Origin of the sequence: Bartonella sp. TT29SHDZB (assembly GCF_042193395.1) — a bacterium.
In the GTDB taxonomy this organism is placed as follows: Bacteria; Pseudomonadota; Alphaproteobacteria; order Rhizobiales; family Rhizobiaceae; genus Bartonella.
Map to the genome: position 1 here is coordinate 157586 of NZ_JBHILQ010000003.1, position 23774 is coordinate 181359.

Below are 23774 nucleotides of genomic sequence, written 5' to 3' on the forward strand. Positions count from 1 at the left end.
TTGGATATTTTTCAGTCGATATGCATGCACAAATATTTTATGCAATCTAGATAAAGGTGTAAGAATAATGGCAGAGCGATCACAACACCTGCAAGATGTGTTTTTAAATACGGTGCGTAAGCAAAAAATTTCCCTTACAATTTTTCTTGTCAATGGCGTTAAACTCACGGGAATTGTAACTTCATTTGATAATTTTTGTGTTCTTTTGCGCCGAGATGGACACGCGCAATTGGTTTATAAGCATGCTATTTCTACGATTATGCCTGGACAACCTGTACAGATGTTTGAGGGTGAAAGTCCTGAGTAAACATATCATTTAAAGATAGACCTCTTATCCCATTTTAAAAGTACTTAGATTGCTATGATAAATGAAAATGAGAGATTAGGAGGGGTGTTTTCGCAGAATACAGGACAAGTGCGTGCACTTGTTTTGATACCAATTTTTCAAGAAAATAGAAGTGAAAGCTCTTTGAGAGAGTGTTCTATATCTTCTCGTGTTAAAGAATCATTGGGGTTAGCGCGTGCTATAAGGTTAGAAGTTGTTAATTATGAAACGATTAATATTGCAACGCCTCGCTCTGCGACTTTCTTTGGAAAAGGTAAAATAGATGCGTTAACCTGTTATATAGATGAATATTCTATTGAGCTTGCAATTGTAGATCACTTTTTAACGCCAGTACAGCAGCGTAATTTAGAAAAGTTATGGAATTGCAAAGTTATCGATAGAACGGCTTTGATTCTTGAAATTTTTGGTGATCGTGCACGAACAAAAGAAGGGGTTTTGCAAGTAGAATTGGCGCATTTATCCTATCAAAAAGGGCGGCTTGTGCGTAGTTGGACGCACTTGGAAAGGCAACGGGGAGGGCGTGGCTTCCTAGGTGGACCTGGTGAAACTCAAATTGAAGCAGACAGGCGCCTTTTGCAAGGAAAAATTGTTCGTATTCGCCGCGAATTGGAAACGGTTATTAAAACACGTGCTCTTCATAGAGCAAAAAGAAAAAAAACATCTTATCCTGTTGTGGCACTGGTGGGATATACGAATACAGGAAAATCGACACTCTTTAACCGTTTAAGCGGTGCAGATGTTTTAGCAAAGAATATGTTATTTGCAACGCTTGATCCGACTTTGCGCAAAGTTGTGCTTCCCCATGGAAAAACTATTCTTTTGTCTGATACTGTAGGGTTTATTTCTAACTTGCCAACGAATTTGATTGCAGCTTTTAGAGCAACCCTTGAAGAAGTGGTTGAAGCGGATCTCATTCTTCATGTAAGAGATATGTCAGATCTTGATCATCGTGCACATGCCCAAGATGTTTTAGAAGTGCTTTCAAGTCTTGATATCGATATTGATGATACGGAGCATATCATAGAAGTCTGGAATAAGATTGATATGTTGGATGAGCAAGCATTGAATGTTTTACAAGCAAGCGCAAAAACACGATTAAATCCTGCTCTCATGGTATCAGCACTTAAGGGGGATGGACTCGATCAATTATTAAGAGCCATTGAAAAGCGAATTTTTGGAGATGTGCAAAGCATTGAATATCTTTTACAACCTCATGAAATGTCGCTTATTGATTGGTTTTATGAAAACTCTGCGGAAATAGTGCAAGAAGGGCATGATGATGGGTCTATTACCATTAGAGCGGTTGTTACTTCTGAAGCAAAAAAACAACTAGAGAGCCTCAAAAAAAATATGGATTAAGTTCTTTAAAGCTATTGTTGAACATTTGTGCTTAAATTTTATATTTTTATTATCTCAAAATAATATGACAGCAAGTTAAGAGGATAGTTACTACTTTCTCTTAATAAAACAATATGAAGAAGTATTTTGCTGGTTAAAATAAAGATGAGTCTTACATGTAATAAAAGACTGTTCGTATGTACAGTATGGCGAAACATTTTGATTGTTTTGCTATTACAAATCCTGTGTGTATCTTTGATTTGGTTGTATTATTTTGTCCAGCCCCGTGGTTACCAAGCAACTTTAACATTTTCATTATCTGATTCTGTAGGAAAGCCATTACCAACTGAAAAGCAAGACAATGTTATCGGCTTTTTGTTTTCACAGCCTATATTCTCAAATGATTCGCATTTTTCTTTAAGCGCTTCCTATAAGAAAAAAAATCGGGAAAATATTCGTTTATCGCGTCATGGTGATCTTATCAATCTTACTTTTGAAGCTGAGACACTTGAAGCAGCTCAACATGGGTTGGAAACTTGGTTTTCCGCATTTTCACAAGCAATCATAAAACAGAAACAATCCTTATTAAGTGATAAATCAGAAGACCAACAATATGATGATACTGCGATCGTTAATATTGTACAGGGATTTCGTGCATCTGTTGATTCTTTTATTCAGCGTGGTGTAAAACAAACAGAGCTTCATGATCTTTCGATGCAATTAACGCAAGCAACTTTAAAGCGTATTCATTTAACAAGTTTGAATTCAATGATTAACATGATGCGTGAAAGTGGGCAGTCTTTATTGTCTTTATCGTTTATTGCAGGCAATTCAGCAATTGTTTCTCTTGAATCTAAACGTGATCTTTTGGAAACGCAAAGAGCACATATGGCGGCGCAATTGGGGTGGACTCATCCTCAAATTAAGGCAATGACTGCGGAATTAGAGGCGGTTTCTCATCAATTAAAAAATAAAATTTTACAGATTGTTTATCAAGTTCATTCAGATGAGGTTATTGCAACGGAATTAGAAAAACAGCTTCAAAAAAGGGTGAGTTTTTTTGTAAAAGATCAATCCCAATCTTTGAATGAAATATTTAACGAGTTTGAAAATAAAATAAAAGCAGCAGTTGATGCCCAAAATGAAGCGATGAGCAAGTCTGCTCAACGAAGAGAAAAAATTGTTGATTCATATCCGAGATTGAGTGATGATCCTCTTCTCTTACAAAATACAAATATCCACGTGGTTATGCCAACAACGTTAGCACCAATTTCTTTTATGGCTCTTTATGGAAAAAATATTCTTGTGAGTGCATTGGCCAGCTTCCTTACTCTTTTGCTAGGAATATTGTTATTTTATCCGTGCTTTAGAAGCAAAAAAGACCAACTCTCAGAAGAGGGGTTGAGATCAAAAGAAAATGCTCTTAAGGAAACTGAGAGTATTTCAGTTTCTCAAGAAACAAAAGGTCTTGAAGCTTTTATTACAATAGAGGGATTATCTGATGTTTTGAAATGGCGTGCTTCAACCATTATTTCAATCATTGGACCAGAGGCAGCACGGACAGCGGCAAAACTTTCACTTCATCTCACAAAAGAGAACAAAACAATTTTGTTAGTCGATATTTCTGGTCAACAAATAGAGAAAGTCATTGGTCCACATCGTGGGCTGAGTGATGTTTTAACGGGCAATGCCCAGTTGCATGATGTTATTTACCGTGATTATGATACGGGGGTTGATATTCTCCCCCAGGGGTTAACAAGCGCTGTTTCTGCACAAGATTTTTCAAATGATATTTCTCATATATTACAAGAATTTAAAAAAGAATATGATTTTATCATCCTAGAGATGGCAAGTGAACCCAAATATGGATTTGAGCAATTTGCAGAGCTAACAGATTATTATATTTGTAATACTGTTCTTAATGAACAGGATTGGATGATGCGGATGGTAAGATGCTTTCCAAAGACTGTTTATCGCGTTGTTGCATCATAAGCTTCGTAAAAAAGAAATATGTATCACATGTTATAGTGGTACGCTTGTTTTTTGCTAAAGTTGTAGTACATACTAAAATAGATAACAGAGTTAATGTTTAAATTTTAAAATGCATTTTAGTTGGAGAGAAGCGTGGGGCAATCAGAGATGGCAGTAAAGGAATTAAACAATAGCATTTTAACACCTGTGCAAAAGAAAAATAGAAAACAAATACAGGTGTGGCTTTACTCTATTTTATTGCTTTGTTTAGCAATTGTCTTAGTGGGGGGCGCTACTCGTTTGACGGGATCAGGATTATCGATAACGGAATGGAAGCCAATACATGGCGTTATTCCACCGATTGGTGTGGATCAATGGCAAGAGGAATTTTTAAAATATCAACAGATAGCACAGTATAAGCTGCTTAATCCTGATATGACTTTAAGTGCTTTTAAGGTCATTTTTTGGTGGGAGTGGGCGCATCGTGTTCTTGGGCGTCTTGTTGGTCTTGTCGCTTTATTGGGGCTCATTTGGTTTTGGGCAACTAAACGTGTTGAAAAAAATATCTTACTCCCGATTATTGTTGTGCCTATTCTTATCGCCTTTCAAGGCTTTATTGGTTGGTGGATGGTTGCTTCAGGGATTGGACAAAGTAATTTAACAAGTGTGAGCCAATATCGTTTGGCATTTCATCTTATAACGGCATGTTTTGTGATTATTTTTGTTACTTATTTATCTCGAGGGCTTGCAGAATATTCAGAAAAACCAGCAAATAAAAAGGTGCAATATTTTGCGGCATGGCTCGTTATTCTCGTCTTGATAGAGATTTATTGGGGTGCTTTGGTTGCAGGGCTTCATGCTGGAAAAGTCTATAATACATGGCCCCTTATGGATGGTCAGATTATTCCTGATGGATTGTTACAGCATCGTCCTGTTTGGCTCAATTTATTCGAAAATCCCTTAACGGTTCAGTTTATTCATAGATTTTTTGCTTATTTTTTATTGTTTGCCTCGGCTATTCATGCTTTCTATGTACAAAAAAATGTTCCCCGTTCAACCCACTCTCGTCGTGCATTTCTTATCTGTGTTATGATTATTATCCAAGCACTTTTAGGTATTTTGACACTATTACATGAGGTTCCGATAAGTTTGGGGCTCATTCATCAAAGTATGGCATTAGTCGTGTTGTGTTTTGTTGTTGCGCATTGGCGAGCAACAAAAGGGGCATATTGTGCTGTTGAATAAAAGCTTGTATCTAGGTGGAGTTTAGTTGCTTGAAAGCATTAAATCAAGGTTTTGGACAGCAGCAGCTGATGCGCCTTTTCCTAAATTATCGAATATGGCGCTGAGATTAAAAATGCCTTCACGATCATTTCCAAATACGAACAGTTTCATACCATCTTTATTGGCTAAACATTCTGGATTAAGTCTTTGAAGTGAAGCAGTTTCTTCTTGTGATGCAACTAAAATGGTATTTTGTCCATCGTAATGGTTTGCGAGAATTTCGCGCAAATCAGAACAGTTTGCTGATTTTGTGAATAAATGGCGATGCAGAGGAAGATTCACAATCATTCCCTGAGGGAAACGACCCACACTTGGTATAAAAACTGGGGTTTGATTGATTTGTCCATAGATCTTGATTTCTGGCACATGTTTGTGTTCAAGATTAAGACCATAGATAAAATAATTTTCCTGAATATTTTTTTGAGATTGATTTTCCATTTGTAAAATCAACTGTTTTCCACCTCCGGTATAGCCGGAGATTGCATTAATCGAGATGGGATAATAGGCGTCTAGCAGTCCTGCTTCACGGAGTGGGCGAATCAAACTAATGGCACCGGTAGGATAGCATCCGGGATTGGTTACATAATGTGCCGTTTGGATGCGCTTTCTTTGTCCTGCTGTCATTTCAGGAAATCCGTAAACCCAGTCTGGTGCAACACGGTGGGCTGTCGAGCTATCAATAATCCTAATGTTTTTATTTTTTTTAAGCCAATGAACTGTTTCGCGAGCAGCATCATCTGGAAGACACAAAATAGCAATATCAGCTTGATTAAGATAGTCTTGTCGCAGATGAACATTATGGCGATCTTTATGAGAAAGAGAGAGTAGTTTTAAATCTGTACGCCTTTCTAAGCGTTTTTGTATTTGTAGTCCGGTTGTGCCGTGTTCACCATCAATAAAAACTTTGGTTAGCATTCTTATTTGCCTTCGTATTAACTTTTCCTACTATATTCAGCTTTTCAAAATATAAATTATTTTTAATCATTAAATTATTGAATTTCTTTAGATTATAGATTTTTTTTGAAAAAGGTGTAAATAAATTAAGAGTGTAAAAGAAGAAATGTAATCTTATTTTTTACCATTCTTGAGAGGAAAGTTTTTCGCTGTTTTTATAACAAAGAATAAGATAAATATTTTCCTCATTATTTTTGAGTGGAAGTAGTTTAAAATGTTTGGTTTGCATGGTTTGCTGTGTTATCGTTCAGTGACTTTATTTTTTTATGTTAGGAATGTGTTTTATGACTCAGCAAGAAAATGACGCACAAAAGCGCTTTTTTAATGATAATTTACAAACTGTTGATGGTGCAATTTTTGACGCAATTAGAGGGGAGTTTGAGCGTCAACAACGTGAAATTGAGCTGATTGCTTCAGAGAATATTGTTTCAAGAGCGGTTCTTGAAGCGCAGGGGTCTGTGTTAACCAATAAATATGCAGAAGGTTATCCAAGAAAGCGCTACTATGGTGGGTGTCAATTTGTTGATGTCGTTGAAGATTTAGCTATTGAAAGGGCAAAACAGCTTTTCGGTGCTGCGTTTGCGAATGTACAGCCTAATTCTGGTAGCCAAATGAATCAAGCTGTCTTTTTAGCTTTACTTCAGCCTGGTGATATATTTATGGGATTAGATTTAAATGCTGGTGGTCACCTTACGCATGGTTCATCTGTTAATATGTCAGGAAAATGGTTTAATGTTGTTTCCTATGGTGTCCGTAAAGAAGATCAGATTATTGATATGGATGAAGTTGAGCAGCTTGCAAAAGAACGTAAGCCAAAACTTATTATAGCAGGGGGATCATCTTATCCACGGCTATGGGATTGGGAAAGATTCCGTGAAATTGCAGATGAAATCGGTGCTCATCTACTCGTTGATATGTCCCATATTGCTGGTCTTGTTGCTGGCGGCGTGCATCCTTCACCTGTTCCACATGCGCATATTGTAACGACAACAACACATAAATCGCTTCGAGGTCCTCGGGGTGGTTTGATATTGACAAATGATGAGGCTTTATCCAAAAAAATTAATTCTGCTATTTTTCCTGGTCTTCAAGGGGGGCCTTTAATGCATGTGATTGCCGCAAAGGCTGTTGCATTTGAGGAGGCTTTGCGTCCCTCTTTCAAGAGTTACAGTGCGAATGTTGTTGCTAATGCGAAAACTTTAGCAAAAACATTACAGAGTAATGGTTTTGATATTGTTTCTGGCGGTACAGATAATCATTTATTGTTGATTGATTTACGTTCCAAAAATTTAACAGGAAATCGCGCCGAATTGGCTTTAGGACGCGCTCATATTACCTGCAATAAAAATGCTATCCCTTTTGATCCTGAAACACCATCTATAACATCGGGAATTCGTTTGGGGTCACCTGCTGCCACAACGCGTGGTTTTTCAGAAAAAGAATTTATTCAAGTTGGTCATTTGATTTCAGAAGTTCTTGATGGTCTTCGGGATGCAAAAAGTGATGAAGATAATCATGCTGTTGAAATAGCTGTTAAGAAAAAGGTGGAAGATATAACGAATCAATTTCCTCTTTACTCTTATCTTAGCACTTGTTAAGGATGCAAAAGAGATGCGCTGTCCTTACTGCCAATATGAGGATACACAGGTTAAAGACTCGCGTCCAGCAGAAGAGGGGGCAGTGATTCGCCGCCGCCGTGTGTGTTCCGTTTGTGGTGGTCGCTTTACAACTTTTGAACGTGTTCAGTTGCGTGAGCTCTTGGTTGCTAAAAAAAGTGGACGATGTGAACCCTTCGATCGTGATAAGTTAATGCGATCAGTTGATGTGGCTGTACGTAAGCGCAATATTGATCCTGATCATATTGAACGAGCAATTTCTGGCATTGTACGCCAGCTTGAAAGTTTGGGAGAACCAGAGATTTCTTCAGAAAAAATTGGGCATCTTGTGATGGAAGCATTGAAAAGAATTGATGATATTGCTTATATTCGTTTTGCTTCTGTGTATCGAGATTTTCGTAATGCAAGCGATTTTCACGATGTTATAGATGAATTGTCAAAGGGTATCGCGGATACAGAATCTCGTTTTGATGAATAAAAAAGTGCAAGATGAACGGTTTATGGCTGCAGCTATTCGTTTAGCAGAACGTCATGTCGGTCTTACAGGTGGGAATCCTTCTGTTGGTACGTTAATTGTGCAAAACGATAATGGTGCGGGGGCTTTTATTGTTGGCTATGGCGTAACAGCTATTCATGGGAGTCCTCATGCAGAAGTGCAAGCTTTACACATGGCAGGTTCTCTGGCTCAAGGAGCGACTGCTTATGTTACTTTAGAACCTTGTGCGCATTATGGAAAAACTTCGCCGTGTGTGAATGCACTTATTGATTCAGGTGTTTCTCGAGTTGTTGTTGCGCTGACTGATTGTGACAAGCGTGTTGATGGTCATGGTATTGCTCTTTTGCGAGCGGCGGGTATTGAAGTGGTTGAAGGCATTTTAGCTGAAGAGGCTTTTGAATCCTTATGGACGCATTGGTGCATAAGGAAGATACAACGCTGTGCGGTCACTTTTAAAATGGCAATTTCTGCCGATAATGGTGTTGGAAAAAGAGAGAAGGGCAGCGTAAAAATTAGTGGAACACTTTCTCATGCCCATACGCATATTCTACGTGCTCAAAATAATGCTATCCTTGTTGGTATTGGTACTATATTAGCAGATGATCCACAACTCAATTGCCGTTTGCCAGGGATGGAGATGCGTTCACCAATTCGTATTATTTTGGATGCAGATTTATCTATCCCCCTTGATGCAAAAGTTGTCCAAACAGCCATAAAAATTCCTACATGGGTTATTTGTGATGTGGATCTTTCAAAGAAAAGCAAAAAAAATGCATTGGAGCAATATGGTGTGTCTGTTTATTCGGTCGAGATGAACAATGGTTGTGTAGAACCCTTTGCTCTTTTACAGATGCTTTATAAACATGGGATTAATAGTGTTTTATTGGAAGGGGGTGTCAAGACAGGGGAAAAATTTTTGAATGCTGGTTGTGTTGATCATTTGATATGTTTTCATACTCCCATTGTTTTAGGCAAAAATCGTATTGAAGCCCCTCATTTTGGAAATTATCTCTCGCAGTTTCATGAGATTGAGACAAGAATGTTTGGAAATGACCGTTTTTATAAGTGGAGACGTAAGACATTATGTTCACAGGAATTATAACGGATATTGGTTGTGTTGAAGATGTTCAACCTTTAAAGCAGGGGATGCGTTTAAAGATTTCTACCCGCTATGCTATAGAAAGCTTAGCAATTGGCGCATCAATTGCTTGTTCAGGAATTTGTCTGACAATTGTAGAACGAGGATTAAAACAAGAAGATTCTAATTGGTTTGTTGTCGAAGCGTGGGAAGAAACATTACGTTTAACGAATCTTGCACAATGGATAAAAGGAACTTTTGTTAATTTGGAACGTTCGCTTCGATTGGGTGATGAAATGGGAGGACATTTGGTTTCTGGTCATATTGATGGTTTGGCTGAAATCATTGATCAAAAAAATGAAGGGGATGCAATTCGTTTTTATTTAAAAGTTTCAAGACAATTTATGCCTTTCATTGTTAATAAGGGATCTATTGCACTTAATGGGACATCTTTAACTGTTAATGGTGTTGAGGATTGCGTTTTTGATGTTCTTATTATTCGCCATACACTCGAAATGACAACGTGGGGACAAGCTAAAATTGGAGATCGGGTCAATTTGGAAATTGATCAACTTGCTCGTTATGCTGCAAAATTTTTTGCTTTAAAAAGAGAAGATGAATAAACCAACACTCTATTGATCGTTTTCAGAATTTTATGCTTTATAACCTTAATTTTTTTGATTCGTTTTTTATGGAATTCCATTATGATGAAAGAGATACGTAAAAATCCTCACGTATTGATTGTTGAAGCACGTTTTTATGAGGGGATTTCTGATGCGCTTTTGAGAGGTGCAGTGAATACTTTGCAAAAAGCTGAAGCAAGTTATGATGTTGTAACGGTTCCTGGAGCATTAGAAATACCAAGTGCAATAGCTTTTGCTGAACAAAACAAGACATCGTATGATGGTTATGTTGCTCTTGGTTGTGTTATTCGGGGTGAAACATATCACTTTGAAATTGTTGCTAATGATTCTTGTCGTGCATTGATGGATTTAACTGTTCATCAGCATTTGGCTATTGGAAATGGTATTTTGACTGTTGAAAACGAAGAACAAGCATGGGTGCGTGCAAAACTAGATGATAAAAATAAAGGTGGTTTTGCGGCTGAAGCTGCTTTATGTATGATCGCTCTAAAAAAGAGATTTGGAGATAATCGTTAAATATGGCTGATATAAAAAGCAGACATTTTCCGCGTTCAGCCAATAAACGTGGAGCAGCAAGACTCGCTGCAGTTCAAGCACTCTATCAAATGGATATCGTGGGTTCGGGGGTGATGGAAACGGCAGCTGAGTATGAGGCTTATCGTTTGGGAAAAGATATTGATGGAGAGCAGTATCTTGACGCTGATTTTCAATGGTTTTTGGCGATTATAACGGGTGTTGTAAAAGATCAAAAGCAGCTTGATCCTCTGCTTCATCAACAGCTTTCAGCAGAGTGGTCTCTTTCACGTCTTGATTCTATATTGCGAGCAATTTTACGAGCAGGTTTATGGGAGTTGATCAACCGTAAAGATGTTCCCGTTGCGGTTGTCATGAATGAATATGTTGACATAGCAAAGGCGTTTTTTGAAGGTGATGAGCCAAAACTTGTTAATGCAGTTCTCGACAGTATGGCAAAAAAAGTCCGCCTCTAAGAGCGACAAATCCCCTTATTATAGGTCTGATATTATCAGACCTATAATATTGAAATGGTGTGTAGACTATATGATTTAGTTATGGGATGGCAAATTTGCAGGGCCTTTTATAATTTGAATTAAGAAAGGATGCTCTTTTGTTACAGTTGGTGTTGTTTGTGTAATAAAATCAAACACTTGACCGTCTTGTAATCCGTAATTTGCAACTTTTGCAACCTGATTATTTTTATTGAAGTAAATGGCTAAAACTTTGCGATCAATAATCTTTGTTTTCATAAACTGCATCCCACGATAGCGTGTCTGTGAGATGTAATAAAAAACTTCATTGTCATATTTTGTTTTTAATGAAGGGGTCCCTAAAGTTAAAAGAACCTGCTCTTGACTGGAGCCAATAGAAATAGAGCTTAAAGCATTTTTATCAAGAACATAGCCCTCTCTATAAATTTGGCTCGAACCTGAAGAATCAAGAAGACTACATCCCGCAAGCATTCCTATGCTTGCTATTGATAGACCAATTAATAATTTACGTTTGATTAAGGTTATTATGTGAGGCATTTGAAACAATGATATCTCCTTTTTATACTGAGATGTAGGACAAGAAGGCAACCTCAAGTTTTTTCTAATTTTAACTTAATCTACCGTAGCTTACACTGAGTTTCCCTGTTATAAAGCAAATTATGCCATATAGAATTTCTTTAGAAAAGAAAAAAATGCATAAATACTTGAGATAAATAAAAACACAGTGCTTTATGCGTTTTTATGTTTGGGAGTTGTCAATGAATGTTCAAAATGTTCCTCAAATGACATTTGCTTTGGCTTATCCAATATCCGTACGTTCTCTACCTGCTAAAGGTATAAGGGTTCATCTTTGTGCAAATAAAAAAGAATGTACACATTTAGCCCAGAACCATAATTTAATTGAAGTAAAATCTTGTGAGGGAAAATTCCATATTTTCCCGTGGAAAAAACGCGGAGTGCGTATAAAAGGTCTGTTGCAAGCGCGTATACTACAGTTATGTGTTGTTACATTAGAACCATTAGAAAATATCCTTTGTGAAAATATTGAGGTTGTTTTTGTTCCTGAAGATTCAAATTTGATGAAGCCCAAAATATCAGAGGATACAGGAGAATTGTTTTTAGATGTGGAGGGGCTTGATACTCCTGAAGTATTTTATGATGATAAAATTGATATTGGTGCAATCATGGAAGAGTTTTTTGAGTTGTCTATTAATCATTATCCACGTAAAGAAGGGATAAAGATGAATATGGTTGAAAATTTAGAAGAAGCAGAGCAAAAATTTTCGCCATTTTCTGTTTTGAAAAATTGGAAGTGATTGTAAAAACATACAAAAAATATCTATTGTATGCTAAACGGTATTTTCTGCGGAGCGATTTTTGCAAGATGTGCTGTGTGAGTGTTCAGGAGCCAAAAATCATAATATGTATTTGATGTAAATGAAAAGATGTGGGATATGCAAGCGTGATTAGAATTTCTGTGGATGTCATGGGCGGTGATTACGGTCCAGAAGCAGCTATTGCAGGAGCAGCAATTGTACAAAAATATTTATCAAATATTTATTTTCTGTTTTATGGAGTAGAGGAGGCCGTTCGTCCGGTTTTAAAAAAATATCCCTGTTTGGATTCTGTATCGCGCTTTTTCCCTACAGAAAGTTATACACGCATGGATGAAAAGCCAAGCCAAGCACTTCGTAATGGGCGTGGTAAATCATCAATGTGGTACGCCATTGAAGCGGTAAAAAATGGTGAAGCTGATGCTTGCATTTCTGCTGGGAATACGGGTGCGCTCATGGCCATGTCTTATTTTTGTTTGAAAATGCTTGCAGAGGCTGAACGTCCTGGTATTGCGGGTATCTGGCCAACACTGCGTAGTGAGAGTATCGTTTTAGATATTGGAGCAACAATAGGTGCTTCGGCTAGTCAGTTGGTTGATTTGGCGGTTATGGGAGCGGGTATGTTTCGCGCTTTATATCACACTGAAAGGCCAAGTGTTGGGCTTTTAAATGTGGGGGTGGAAGAGGTCAAAGGACTTTATGAAATAAAAAAAGCAGGAATGATATTGCGTGAAGTGCAATTAGAAGGATTGGAATATAAAGGATTTGTTGAGGGCAATGACATTGGAAAAGGAACAGTCGATGTTGTTGTGACAGAGGGGTTTTCTGGTAATATTGCTTTAAAAACCGCAGAAGGAACCGCGCGACAGATAGGAGAGATTTTAAACTCTGCACTGCGCAGTTCTTTTTTAACATCTCTTGGTTATTTTTTGTCGCGGAGTGCTTTTCGTACACTAAAACATAAAATGGATCCCGATAGGGTGAATGGAGGAGTGCTTTTAGGTTTGAATGGTGTTGTTATAAAAAGCCATGGCAGTGCTAATGCTAATGGTTTTGCTTCTGCTATCCGCGTTGGTTATGAAATGGTTAGTAATGGACTTTTACAAAAAATAACGGCTGATTTACGGCGGTTTCATGAGAATAAAGAAACACTTTTTGATCAAGAGGATGAAGCGGTGATGAATGGAGAGTCCTTATGATAAGCTCTTATAATAGAAATGAAAAATTTGAAGAAAAGGTAAGAGCTGAATGATTCGGTCAATTATACGTGGTGTAGGAAGTGCTTTGCCGAAAAAAAGTTTATCAAATGATGAGATTGCAAAGTTTGTTGAAACGTCAGATTCATGGATTGTTCAGCGTACAGGAATACGCCAACGTTATATTGCCAGTGAAAATGAAACAACTGTTTCTTTAGGAGTTGAGGCTGCGCAAGCCGCCCTTATAAATGCTGGTTTAACAATAAAAGACATCGATTGTATTATTTTAGCAACGTCTACTCCGAATCGTACTTTTCCTGCTTCTGCTGTTGAAATTCAAAGCGCTTTGGGAATGAGCCATGGATTTGCTTTTGATATTCAAGCTGTTTGCTCTGGTTTTATTTTTGCTTTAACAACAGGAGATTCTTATTTACGGTGTGGAGGAGCTAAAAGAATTTTAGTTATTGGGTCCGATACATTTTCTCGAATTTTAGATTGGGAAGATCGTACGACATGTGTTTTATTTGGTGATGGTGCGGGTGCCGTTATTTTAGAAGCTCAAGAAATTGAAGGGGAGATTGCTTTTGAGCGTGGTATATTGTCTGCGAAACTGCGCTCTAATGGTGCTTATATAAATAAGCTATATGTTGATGGTGGACCTTCAACAACACAAACGACAGGCTATTTGCGTATGGAAGGACGAGAAGTTTTTAAATATGCTGTTGGTATGATAACGGATGTGGTTGATGATTGTTTTGCAGCTGCAGGTATGGATTCTTCACAACTAGATTGGTTTGTACCTCATCAGGCTAATAAGCGCATTATTGAAGCATCTGCTAAAAAGTTGGGAATTTCACTAGATAAAGTTGTGATTACCGTTGATCAACATGGTAATACGTCTGCCGCATCAGTTCCGTTGGCTTTAACAACAGCGGTTTGCGATGGGAAAATAAAAGAAGGAGATCTTATCATGTTAGAAGCCATGGGAGGTGGATTTACATGGGGAGCAATTCTTATTCGTTGGTGAATTATGGCTACTTGACCATATTTCAAGAAAACGTATAAGTCATTTTGTAATTTTTAATATTTTAATAGGTGGTTATAATGACAAGTAAGACAGTAACGCGTGCAGATTTAGCGAGCGTAGTTTGTAAAAGAGTGGGCTTGTCACATACTGAATCAGCAGCTTTAGTCGAATTGGTTTTGGATGAGATTTGCAACTCACTTGTAAGAGGTGAAGCGGTTAAATTATCTTCTTTTGCAACTTTTCAGGTTCGCAGTAAAAATGAACGTGTTGGACGAAATCCAAAAACAGGTGTTGAAGCACCTATCCCGCCGCGACGTGTTGTGACGTTTAAGGCTGCCAATGTCCTTAAACAGAGAATTTTAGATTCGCATCGTGCAAGACAGAAAAAATGATATCTCATAAATAAATGCCATGGTATGTTTGGTATTTGTTAAAAAAATGTATAAAATAAAGGTCTTTGTTTTTTAGAAAAAGACTGTTCAGTAAGTCGTCAATGATGGTCTTATTTTTGACTAATCTTGTTGAGAAATTGAGACAGAATGAGTCATTGTAAAGTATTTTATTTTGTTTTAAATAAGGTGTTGCAAAATGGATAAAAGCTCTGATGCTTTTCGCACAATTAGCGAAGTAGCGGAGTTGTTGGAGCTTCCGCAGCATGTCTTAAGATTCTGGGAAACACGTTTTAGGCAGATTAAACCAATGAAACGTGGGGGAGGAAGGCGCTATTATCGCCCGGTCGATGTGGATTTGCTCAATGGTATTAAGCAGTTACTATATGATCAGGGTTATACGATAAAAGGTGTGCAACGCCTTTTGAAAGAAAATGGTGTTGCTTTTGTGACGGCATTGGGTAATGGTGATCTGGATGCTATGAATGTGGTCATAGAAAAGAAACATGCAGGACAAACTTCTGAAAATGCTAATAATAAGCCTAAGAAATCTTCTTTTGGGCTTTTGAGTTTCATGAGGAATGAAGGGGAAACATCTGTCGGTTCTGTGAATCTTTACAAAGATAAAACTGATAAAGCATTGTTACAAGAAATCCTGTTTGAACTCATTGAATGTAAGCGTGTTCTTGATAGAGCACGATAATAATATTTTTTATTTTATATGTGTTTCTTTTTTAGCAAAACATGTGTTTTAAAATTGTTTTACAAATCAATATTTAACGTTTAGCGTGGCAATGTATTTCGTAGATATTTAGACGTTTTATGGGGGTGCTCAGAGTTTTATACGTTCAACGAGTAGTAATGTATCGTATGGTATGTTTAACGAGTTTTTTATAAGAGTTTTTCATTTGGTAAAACATGAAGAAGAGAAAGAATAAACGCTGAGTTTTGCCATTTTTTTTGATTTGGCTTTATAAAAATTAAGGCAATATCTCATCAGTGTAGATTGTGGGATGTAGAATGCCATTAGCTTACTAATTCATGTGCTTGTTTTAAAGAGATGTTTCTTAAGGCTTCTTAAGCTTATTTTACCATAATGCCTCGTGAATGATTAATGGTAAACTCGTTGAGTACCCGCTATTTTTATACTTATGAAGGAGCAAGTCGGCATCATCATTATAGTTATAGCCTGTTCTCAATGACTGCAACAATCCTTAGCATTTTTTTAGGCGGTTCATTGTGGGCACTTTAAAAATCTTTTCTCAATTATTTTATCCACAGATTCATTCCGCTTGTTTCGTGCAAGCAAATGATTTTGATCGATTCAACATAAATATATTTAAAATGATAGAAGCCTATGATATTCGAAACCTTATTTAAGATGAACAATGATATATTATTATAAATCAATATCTTATCTTTTTTATAAGGGCTTATCTTACGAATAAGACACATCATTGTTCAGGTAACTTTACATATTTTTTATTAATAAATATAATCTTGTTTTCAGCCTTCTTGCTTGATGTTACTATAATTATCGTAATGATCTATCCATGATAATAGCAGTATCTTTTCATTATAAAGGTAAAAGATTAATGTTATTATTAATATTCAATTGTCTATAATTTTTGCATTTAAACAGCTCATAGCTTACATTCAACTTTTTTACCAATCCACCTTGTAGAGAGAGCACGTTATTCTTTCTGGTGATAGCTAATCATGTATGTCCCCCCAAATACTACAGTATCAAATCGTTTGATCTTATATAAAAATTGATGATTTATAGTGAAAAATTAATATTTTACCATTTTCTGTGATGTTATGCATTTATTATACGCTGTAAATCTGGAGGTGTTGCCTCATTTGAGAGTTGCTTAACCACATCTTCTACAGATAAAGAGGTTTGATTCGTACTTCCTAAGCGGCGCATATTTACGCTGTTTGTTTCAGCTTCACGTTTGCCGCATACCAAAATTACGGGGACTTTTTGTAAAGAATGTTCTCGTATTTTATAGTTAATTTTTTCATTGCGGAGATCTGTTGTTGCAGAAAGCCCAACAGCTTTAAGTTTTGCTGTTATTTTTTGGGCATATTCATTTGCTTCGGATGTAATTGTTGCAACAACAATTTGTTCAGGAGAAAGCCAAAGTGGCATATGTCCAGCAAAATTTTCGATTAATATACCAAGAAAACGCTCCATAGATCCCAAAATAGCACGGTGGATCATAACAGGTTGACGTTTTTCTGAATCTTTATCAATATAGAATGCACCAAAACGTTCAGGGAGATTAAAGTCTATTTGTGTTGTTCCACATTGCCATTCACGACCGATAGCATCCTTTAATGTATATTCAAATTTTGGACCATAAAATGCTCCTTCACCTGGAAGGATGCTTGTTTTGATTTGTCCTGCAAATTTTGTTTCAATCGTTTTAAGGACAGATTCCATGATACTTTCTGCATGATCCCATAATGCATCAGATCCAACTCGTTTTTCTGGACGTGTTGAAAGCTTAAGACTAATTTCTTTAAAACCAAAATCAGCATAAGTTGATAAAATAAGATCATTAATACTGAGACATTCATCAGCTAATTGTTCATCAGTACAAAAAATATGCGCATCATCTTGTGTAAAACCACGCACACGCATAAGACCATGTAAAGAGCCTGAAGGCTCATAACGATGAACAAGTCCAAATTCAGCAAGTCTAATAGGCAAATCACGATAAGATTTTAAACCATGTTTAAAAATTTGCACATGACCAGGGCAATTCATTGGTTTAAGGGCATAAACATTCCCATGATCTGAATCTTCTGCTGCTGAAATTACTTTGAACATATTCTCCTTATACCAACCCCAATGGCCAGATATTTCCCAGAGTGATCTATCGAGAACTTGTGGAGCATTAACTTCAGCATATTGATGATCATCAAGGCGTCTACGCATATAGCTGATCAAATTTTGGAACATTTTCCAACCTTTTTTGTGCCAAAAAATCATTCCTGGCCCTTCTTCTTGAAAATGAAATAAGTCCATTTCACGTCCCAAGCGGCGATGATCACGTTTTTCAGCTTCTTCTAGCATATGGAGATAGGCTTTTAAGTCATTTTCATTTGCAAATGCTGTTCCATAAATTCTTGTGAGCATTGGATTATTGGCATCGCCACGCCAATAAGCTCCTGCAACTTTCATTAATTTGAAAGCATTCCCAATTTGCCCTGTAGATTGCATATGTGGTCCGCGGCAAAGATCAAACCATTCCCCTTGATAATAAACTTTTAAATCTTGATTTTCAGGAATGCTATCAATAAGTTCAACTTTATAAAATTCCTTTTTCTCAGAAAAAACTCTTCTCGCTTTTTCACGAGACCAAATTTCTTTTCTAAAAGGTTTATTGCGTTGGATAATTTCACGCATTTTCTTTTCAATGACGGTGAGATCATCTAATGTAAAAGGTTGTTGGCGAGCAAAATCATAATAGAATCCATTCTCAATAACAGGACCTATTGTTACTTGCGTTTCAGGAAAGAGCTCTTGCACTGCTTCAGCAAGGACATGAGCGCAATCATGCCTTATGAGCTCAAGAGCGCGTGAATCTTCTCGGGTAATAATCTCTACTTGACCAGATTGTCCCAATGGATCCGATAAGTCCCGCATGATACCATCAAGACTATAGGCGACTGCTTTTTTTGCAAGTGATTTAGAAATGGATTCTGCCAATTCCAAGCCTGTCATTTCGGCGGGGTAATTACGTTTTGAACCATTGGGAAAAAAAAGAGAAATAGAGCAAGACATAAAAACACCCTTTTAATCCAATTCCGCTAACGATTGCGGATGGTTTTGTGAAAATTGAGTAAAAAGCTTATAGACTGATTTTTTTATCAATACATATGAAAAAAGGAAAGGATTATTTGTTGTGTTTGTCAGAAATTTTCCAATAACGCCAAGGTTTATAAAAACAGCAAGAATTTCCAAGCGATGGAGGGACTGGATCAAAGCCATCTGTTCCAAAGGGCCCACAACGCATGATACGAAAGAGTCCCATCCATGCACCAGCCCAAAGCCCATGGCGTGCAATCGCTTCATATGTATATTCTGAACAAGTCGGGGCGTGGCGACATTGATTGCCTATAAGACTCGAAAGTGTTATTTGATAGAAACGTATTAAGAAAATACCCAATAATCGTCCGGGTGTTTTTTGCCAAGTGCCTGTGTAATTTCGAGTCAATTTTTTTTGTTTAGATTGTGATTTGAACATTTATTTTTCTTCAATTTTTTGAATGCAGTCTATCGTTGCATCAAAGGGTAGTAGTGTTGCTGCATGGCGCACTTTATAGTCTTTAATGGGCTGTAAGCAAGAAAAATCCTCAAATGGAGCTTGAGGAGAAGGACCATTTTGCGTTAGCATTTGGTAGATAACTTCACGCAATATTTTAAGATCTTGTGTTGTTTGTCCGATGATATGAGATGCTAAAAGTGAAGCCGAAGCTTGCCCTAGCACACATGCATGTATTTCGTGGGCAAAATCCGTGATAATACCATTTTCCACTTTTAAATCTACAGTGATTGTCGAACCACAAAGCTGTGCATGTTTTCTTGATGTTGCATCAGGATTATTAAGACGCCCAATTTTGCTTATATGTGCAGCATATTTAAGTATTTTATCATTATAGATATTATCAATCATGCGCTATTGCCTGAAATTTTGAGAGTCGTGATTGTTTAAACTTTTAATTCGCTTATATAGAGATTATACAAAATGAGATAGGTATGGAGCAAATGCTTTGTATAGAGTAAACTTGGAGTTTTTGAATGCGTAATGTTGTTAAAGAAGACGCAAATTTATCTGAAGAAAAGCGTCCGAGTATTGAAGAGGTGGAAGAAGCGATTCGTACATTACTCTTATGGATAGGGGAAAATCCAAATAGAGAAGGGCTTTTAGATACTCCAAAACGTATAGCCAAGGCATATCGCGAGCTTTTCAATGGTTATAGTCAATCGGTTAAAGAAACCTTAGGTACAGTTTTTGAAGAGGTTTCGGGATACAATGAAGCCGTAATCGTAAAGAATATACCTTTTTATTCACATTGTGAGCATCATATGATCCCAATTATTGGGAAAGCACATATAGCATATCTTCCTAATGCAAAAATTGTTGGTCTTTCAAAAATTGTACGTGTTGTAGATATTTTTTCTCGTCGTTTACAAACTCAAGAAGCTATGACAGCGCAAGTGGCTCACGCGTTAAAAACGTATCTGAAGCCTCATGGTGTCGCAGTATTGATTGAGGCTGAGCACATGTGTATGGCTATGAGAGGAATCCAAAAACAAGGCTCTACAACAATTACAAAAAACTTTCATGGTTATTATGAAAAAGATCAAGCGGCACAAGCACATTTTATGATGATGGTTCAAAGGTCATAGTAGAGCCCATATTTCTCGTAATCTCTATTAAGTTATAAGTCGTCTGAATAAAATAAATTATGAGAAAAAGAAAATTGGCTTGTACCTTTCTTGATGATTTGTTAAAGGCTTAAAACCAAGTTTTTTTCTTTACACGTGCGGTCGTGGCGGAATTGGTAGACGCGCAGCGTTGAGGTCGCTGTGGGGCAACCCGTGGAAGTTCGAGTCTTCTCGACCGCACCAGTTAGTAGTGAGTCTCTCTGTAATGAGATGAAGTTATGTAGAGAGAGGGGATTTATATGCATTATAGAAAAATCTTTTTTGTATGTTATTTGTTGGTGTGTTGCCAATAATGTTTCGTTTTTTATTACTTTATCTGTGCATTTGAAATATTATATTTTTATAGGGTGGGGTGAATTTGCAGTGAGAAGTATAATGGTTCTGAGATATTTAACACTTCTTATTTGTATTTCTTTATTGTCAGCATGTAGTAATTCACGTGCTGTACTTTGGCATGGAGTGCATGCAACTCCTTCTATGACTGCAGTAGAAAGGGAAGTTGAAGGAAAACCAGTTTCTCCAAAAGCCATCATTCCAGTGTATGTTGCAACAAGTCGTATGATGCAAAATAATTACGCTCAACCTTATGGTGCAGAGCGATCAAATAAAGTACATTATAATCGCGTTGACGTAGGAATTCCTCAGCAACATGTAAAGGGTGTTGTTGAAATAAATGCGTATAAACCTACACATGATAAGTATTTTGCAGCAGTAGCGTTGCAAAAATACGATAATAAAGAACAGTTTAAACAGCAGTTAAATGCTGCTTTAGCAAAAAAGCCAAAAGGAAAAAGAGAAATTTTTCTTTTTATCCATGGATATAATAATAATTTTGCAGATGGTACATTTCGTACAGCACAGTTTACACACGATTATTCTTTAAATGTTGTTGCTGTGCATTATTCTTGGCCTTCCGCTGGATCTGTTCCTCTTTATATTTATGATCGTGACAGTGCTAATTTTGCCCGTGACGGATTGATAGAGCTTTTAACACTTATTAGTGAAACCAATGCTGATCAGATTTCGGTTATTGCACATTCTATGGGCAATTTTGTTATAATGGAAGCATTTAGAACTTTAGCCTTACAGAAAAAATATAAGCCTATTCGTCGTATTACAAGTTTATTAATGGCTGCACCAGATATTGATGTTGATGTATTTGAGCGCCAACTTAATGATATAAAAAAACTTCCGCAGCCAACAGCTATTTTAGTATCCAGAGCGGATAAAGCTCTCGCGGTTTCAGGACGTCTTACGGGTGGACATCATCGTGTGGGCGATGGCTCAGATATTGAAATGTTGCGTAAAAATGGAATAGCTGTTCTTGATTTCTCTCATGTGGATGGGGGAGCGCACAATGTCTTTGCATCTTCGCCAACGTTGATGGCTCTTTCTCGAGAAGGTTCTTTGGCTTCCACAATTATGCAAGGTACAGAATTGTCACCTAGTCAAGCTCTTCTTGCTGATGGTAGTAGTGTGTTGGAGAAAACAACACATCTTATCCTTTATACACCTGTACGTTTTCTCTCTCCACGGATTCCACGTTGATAGGTGAAAAGAGAGAAGGGGCTCTATCGAATAATGCATTGGAGGTAATATTTTTTAGCACTTTCTTTAGAATGGTTTTGTAAAATGAAAAATAAATAGCGGGATGAATGTAAAAAACAGTCATTAGGTGAGTTTGTGATGATTGCACGGAAACGCTATATTAATACGCCTACAGTTGTTGATTATTTATCTCATTCCGCAATTAAGTTATTAGACATTCATGCTATGCTTGTGAAGGTGAGAAAAGGTGATATGGGGGAAAAACCAAATTTATTGCGTCAAATTGATTCTACAAAAAAACAGTTAGATGAGATAAGCCATGCTCTTATTTTAGAATATCGTAAACGCCAAGAAAATGAGCGTTTTTTTAAACAAATTCTGTTATCCATTTCCGATCAGCTTTTTGCACTTAATAATGGTTTTAAAGAAACAGGACGTCTTTTTTTTCAAGAAGTTAGAATGCTTCAATCTCAGATGCAATGTTTATATGAGGGAAAGGAGAGGCTGCATTTGTTGAATAGCCAAGAATCTTTTTGCTCTCCATCAAAGATTGATGAAGTCATTAAACAATTACAAAAAGCACGAGAAAAGCTTATTCTTGAAAGCCCACATCTCTTTGAAAAAAGCACAAAAGCTAAACAATAAAAGTTCTTTAGTTGAGCAGATAGATAATTTAAATTTTACAGCAAAAAGCGTTATTAGATAGAAGGCTATAAGCTTTTTAAAAAAAAGGATTTTCTTTTAAAAATGAAACACATGTATTTTATAATCACACTCTTTATCGCATTAAAGCTTTAGAAGAGTTTAATACGGGTGGTAAAAATACGCAAGAAAGTTTTGCCTATCGCGCAGATTTTTCCTCACGCTTTTGTTATTTGATTGACCCCTTTGTACGGGTGGCAAATCGTGAGGGGGTGTTAGTGTTAAACCGGCAAGTCCTTTTACAGCAGCCATGTTTATCAAACGTGACAAGCAAAGGGGCGGTGTTTTTTGGTCTCCCTCCAACCAAGATGTTAAAGGCATTTTAGGCACGGCGCGCCCCATTAGCTATTTTGATGGCGAAATTGATCATGAAGCAAATCGTCTCAATCAAGCCGATATTGCAACCTTTATACCGGCACGGCTTAGCCAAAATAACCATGGGCAAATAGCTGCCAATGGACGCATTTTATGGGGCAACCATACCACCTCCAGTGATCCATTGTGGCGCTTTGTCAATGTGGTACGCACCCGTGCAGCTTTGGAAAAAACGATCATCAACAATTTCCGCCCTTGGGCCAATGATGAAAACCTTACTGGTCAACATGTCATTGCCATTACCCGCAGCCTTACACAGTTTCTTGATGATATGATTGCGCGTGGTGCGCTTTTGGGTGGCCGTGTTTGGTTTGACCGCGATTTAAATTCCAACAGCACTTTACAATTGGGAAAATTGCGGGTCGAATTTGATGCAGAAGAAGTACCACCTTTAGAAGATTTGAGTTTCGGCAGCCGGCGCAATAGCGCTTATTTTGACCGTTTGGCTGAAGATATCCAAAAGAAAATGACTTATCAATTTGGCGATACGCTTGAAACTTATCGCAAAGCAGCAAGGAGTTAAAGCATGACTTTACGCATTGTTCGCGGTTTTACCTTGATTGTTGATGATGATGTGAATCTCCATCTTGATCTTGAAACCCTCAAATTACCTACGTTGGAAGAAATCACCGAAACCTATCAACCAGGGGGCTCTGATATGCAAATTGATGTGAGCGGTCTTGGTGTGAAAGCTTTGAGCATGCAAATGAAAATCCGCAGCCACACACCAGAAATTATCGGCATCTTTGGTGGTCCTCCTGGTCTTCGTCATAAATTCACTGGCAAAAAACATGTGATTTCTGAAGAAGATGGGCGTGAGCATGAACATTCCATTGATGTGACAGGGCGGTTGGTCAAAGTGGATAGCGAAGGCTTAACAGCTGGGAAAGCCACAGGCTATGATTGCGAGATCAAAAATGTTTGGGATTATACGGAATTTTGGGATGGTTCTGTTTTGCACCGCTTTTCTTTTAAACGGGGCGGCTGGCTTGTCCGCAATGGGCA

General features: G+C 37.3%; 24 protein-coding genes, 1 tRNA gene and 1 pseudogene. 21 read left to right on the forward strand and 5 right to left on the reverse strand.

What is annotated here, in order from left to right; translation table 11 throughout:
• Positions 1–67 precede the first annotated feature (67 nt).
• The 4 genes from hfq to ACFIJJ_RS03040 all read left to right on the forward strand — a co-directional run bounded on the left by hfq (position 68) and on the right by ACFIJJ_RS03040 (position 4900).
• On the forward strand, positions 68–307 hold the full coding sequence (hfq, locus tag ACFIJJ_RS03025; protein ID WP_005773461.1) for an RNA chaperone Hfq: 240 nt from the start codon (positions 68–70) through the stop codon (positions 305–307).
• A 54-nt stretch (positions 308–361) separates the two neighbouring features.
• Entirely contained in the window at positions 362–1705 is a 1344-nt protein-coding gene (gene hflX / locus ACFIJJ_RS03030; protein ID WP_375622433.1) for a GTPase HflX, read from the forward strand.
• A 144-nt stretch (positions 1706–1849) separates the two neighbouring features.
• On the forward strand, positions 1850–3676 hold the full coding sequence (locus tag ACFIJJ_RS03035) for a hypothetical protein (RefSeq protein ID WP_375622434.1): 1827 nt from the start codon (positions 1850–1852) through the stop codon (positions 3674–3676).
• A 147-nt stretch (positions 3677–3823) separates the two neighbouring features.
• Positions 3824–4900 carry a COX15/CtaA family protein gene (locus ACFIJJ_RS03040; RefSeq protein ID WP_375622435.1) on the forward strand — a complete coding sequence of 359 codons (1077 nt, stop codon included), beginning with the start codon at positions 3824–3826 and terminating at the stop codon, positions 4898–4900.
• A 21-nt stretch (positions 4901–4921) separates the two neighbouring features.
• Here the strand turns inward: ACFIJJ_RS03040 and argC are convergent, their stop codons facing one another.
• On the reverse strand, positions 4922–5854 hold the full coding sequence (gene argC, locus ACFIJJ_RS03045; protein WP_375622437.1) for an N-acetyl-gamma-glutamyl-phosphate reductase: 933 nt from the start codon (positions 5852–5854) through the stop codon (positions 4922–4924).
• 323 nt (positions 5855–6177) lie between these two features.
• Between argC and glyA the strand changes: the two genes are divergently transcribed.
• The 6 genes from glyA to nusB all read left to right on the forward strand — a co-directional run bounded on the left by glyA (position 6178) and on the right by nusB (position 10716).
• Entirely contained in the window at positions 6178–7491 is a 1314-nt protein-coding gene (gene glyA / locus ACFIJJ_RS03050; protein ID WP_375622439.1) for a serine hydroxymethyltransferase, read from the forward strand.
• 13 nt (positions 7492–7504) lie between these two features.
• A complete protein-coding gene (gene nrdR / locus ACFIJJ_RS03055; RefSeq protein WP_375611570.1) occupies positions 7505–7987 on the forward strand; it encodes a transcriptional regulator NrdR in 483 nt (160 codons plus the stop codon).
• Positions 7980–9107, forward strand: coding sequence for a bifunctional diaminohydroxyphosphoribosylaminopyrimidine deaminase/5-amino-6-(5-phosphoribosylamino)uracil reductase RibD (gene ribD, locus ACFIJJ_RS03060; RefSeq protein WP_273791384.1), 1128 nt, complete (start codon positions 7980–7982; stop codon positions 9105–9107). Before nrdR ends, ribD begins: the two co-directional genes overlap by 8 nt.
• Positions 9089–9706: a riboflavin synthase gene (locus ACFIJJ_RS03065; RefSeq protein WP_375622442.1), complete on the forward strand. Its 618-nt coding sequence runs from the start codon at positions 9089–9091 to the stop codon at positions 9704–9706. The genes ribD and ACFIJJ_RS03065 overlap by 19 nt, the downstream gene beginning before the upstream one ends.
• Positions 9707–9787: 81 nt before the next feature.
• Entirely contained in the window at positions 9788–10243 is a 456-nt protein-coding gene (locus tag ACFIJJ_RS03070) for a 6,7-dimethyl-8-ribityllumazine synthase (protein ID WP_375645865.1), read from the forward strand.
• A 2-nt stretch (positions 10244–10245) separates the two neighbouring features.
• A complete protein-coding gene (gene nusB, locus ACFIJJ_RS03075) occupies positions 10246–10716 on the forward strand; it encodes a transcription antitermination factor NusB (RefSeq protein WP_375622446.1) in 471 nt (156 codons plus the stop codon).
• A gap of 75 nt (positions 10717–10791) precedes the next feature.
• On the opposite strand, the gene ACFIJJ_RS03080 is transcribed toward nusB, so the two are convergent.
• Complete coding sequence (locus ACFIJJ_RS03080; RefSeq protein WP_375622476.1) at positions 10792–11271, reverse strand: outer membrane protein assembly factor BamE; 480 nt, start codon at positions 11269–11271, stop codon at positions 10792–10794.
• A 221-nt stretch (positions 11272–11492) separates the two neighbouring features.
• Between ACFIJJ_RS03080 and ACFIJJ_RS03085 the strand changes: the two genes are divergently transcribed.
• From ACFIJJ_RS03085 to ACFIJJ_RS03105, 5 genes are all read left to right on the forward strand, one after another.
• The gene (locus tag ACFIJJ_RS03085) at positions 11493–12050 is read left to right on the forward strand and encodes a DUF177 domain-containing protein (RefSeq protein WP_375622448.1); all 558 of its coding nucleotides are present in this window, start codon (positions 11493–11495) and stop codon (positions 12048–12050) included.
• A gap of 146 nt (positions 12051–12196) precedes the next feature.
• Positions 12197–13267, forward strand: a complete 1071-nt coding sequence (gene plsX, locus ACFIJJ_RS03090) for a phosphate acyltransferase PlsX (protein WP_375645866.1) — start codon at positions 12197–12199, stop codon at positions 13265–13267.
• A 49-nt stretch (positions 13268–13316) separates the two neighbouring features.
• Entirely contained in the window at positions 13317–14291 is a 975-nt protein-coding gene (locus ACFIJJ_RS03095) for a beta-ketoacyl-ACP synthase III (protein ID WP_375622452.1), read from the forward strand.
• 77 nt (positions 14292–14368) lie between these two features.
• Positions 14369–14683: an integration host factor subunit alpha gene (locus ACFIJJ_RS03100; RefSeq protein WP_015856447.1), complete on the forward strand. Its 315-nt coding sequence runs from the start codon at positions 14369–14371 to the stop codon at positions 14681–14683.
• A 196-nt stretch (positions 14684–14879) separates the two neighbouring features.
• The gene (locus ACFIJJ_RS03105; protein WP_375622455.1) at positions 14880–15383 is read left to right on the forward strand and encodes a MerR family transcriptional regulator; all 504 of its coding nucleotides are present in this window, start codon (positions 14880–14882) and stop codon (positions 15381–15383) included.
• Positions 15384–16499: 1116 nt separating this feature from the next.
• On the opposite strand, the gene thrS is transcribed toward ACFIJJ_RS03105, so the two are convergent.
• From thrS to ACFIJJ_RS03120, 3 genes are all read right to left on the reverse strand, one after another.
• Positions 16500–18476, reverse strand: a complete 1977-nt coding sequence (gene thrS / locus ACFIJJ_RS03110) for a threonine--tRNA ligase (protein WP_375645867.1) — start codon at positions 18474–18476, stop codon at positions 16500–16502.
• Between the two features lie 112 nt (positions 18477–18588).
• Positions 18589–18939 (reverse strand): membrane protein insertion efficiency factor YidD, encoded by a 351-nt coding sequence (yidD, locus tag ACFIJJ_RS03115; RefSeq protein WP_375622459.1) that lies wholly within the window; start codon positions 18937–18939, stop codon positions 18589–18591.
• Complete coding sequence (locus tag ACFIJJ_RS03120) at positions 18940–19368, reverse strand: iron-sulfur cluster assembly scaffold protein (protein ID WP_375622461.1); 429 nt, start codon at positions 19366–19368, stop codon at positions 18940–18942.
• Between the two features lie 125 nt (positions 19369–19493).
• Here ACFIJJ_RS03120 and folE point away from each other — a divergent pair, with 125 nt between their 5' ends.
• The 6 genes and pseudogenes from folE to ACFIJJ_RS03150 all read left to right on the forward strand — a co-directional run.
• On the forward strand, positions 19494–20105 hold the full coding sequence (gene folE, locus ACFIJJ_RS03125) for a GTP cyclohydrolase I FolE (protein WP_375622463.1): 612 nt from the start codon (positions 19494–19496) through the stop codon (positions 20103–20105).
• A gap of 137 nt (positions 20106–20242) precedes the next feature.
• Positions 20243–20327: transfer RNA gene (locus ACFIJJ_RS03130), tRNA-Leu, on the forward strand.
• 192 nt (positions 20328–20519) lie between these two features.
• Positions 20520–21692 carry an alpha/beta hydrolase gene (locus ACFIJJ_RS03135; protein ID WP_375622465.1) on the forward strand — a complete coding sequence of 391 codons (1173 nt, stop codon included), beginning with the start codon at positions 20520–20522 and terminating at the stop codon, positions 21690–21692.
• Between the two features lie 138 nt (positions 21693–21830).
• Complete coding sequence (locus ACFIJJ_RS03140; RefSeq protein ID WP_375622467.1) at positions 21831–22337, forward strand: hypothetical protein; 507 nt, start codon at positions 21831–21833, stop codon at positions 22335–22337.
• Between the two features lie 155 nt (positions 22338–22492).
• A pseudogene (locus ACFIJJ_RS03145) lies at positions 22493–23292 on the forward strand (phage tail sheath family protein); the annotation flags it as partial.
• Between the two features lie 3 nt (positions 23293–23295).
• The coding region (locus ACFIJJ_RS03150) for a phage major tail tube protein (protein WP_375645868.1) at positions 23296–23774 on the forward strand (479 nt) is incomplete at its 3' end.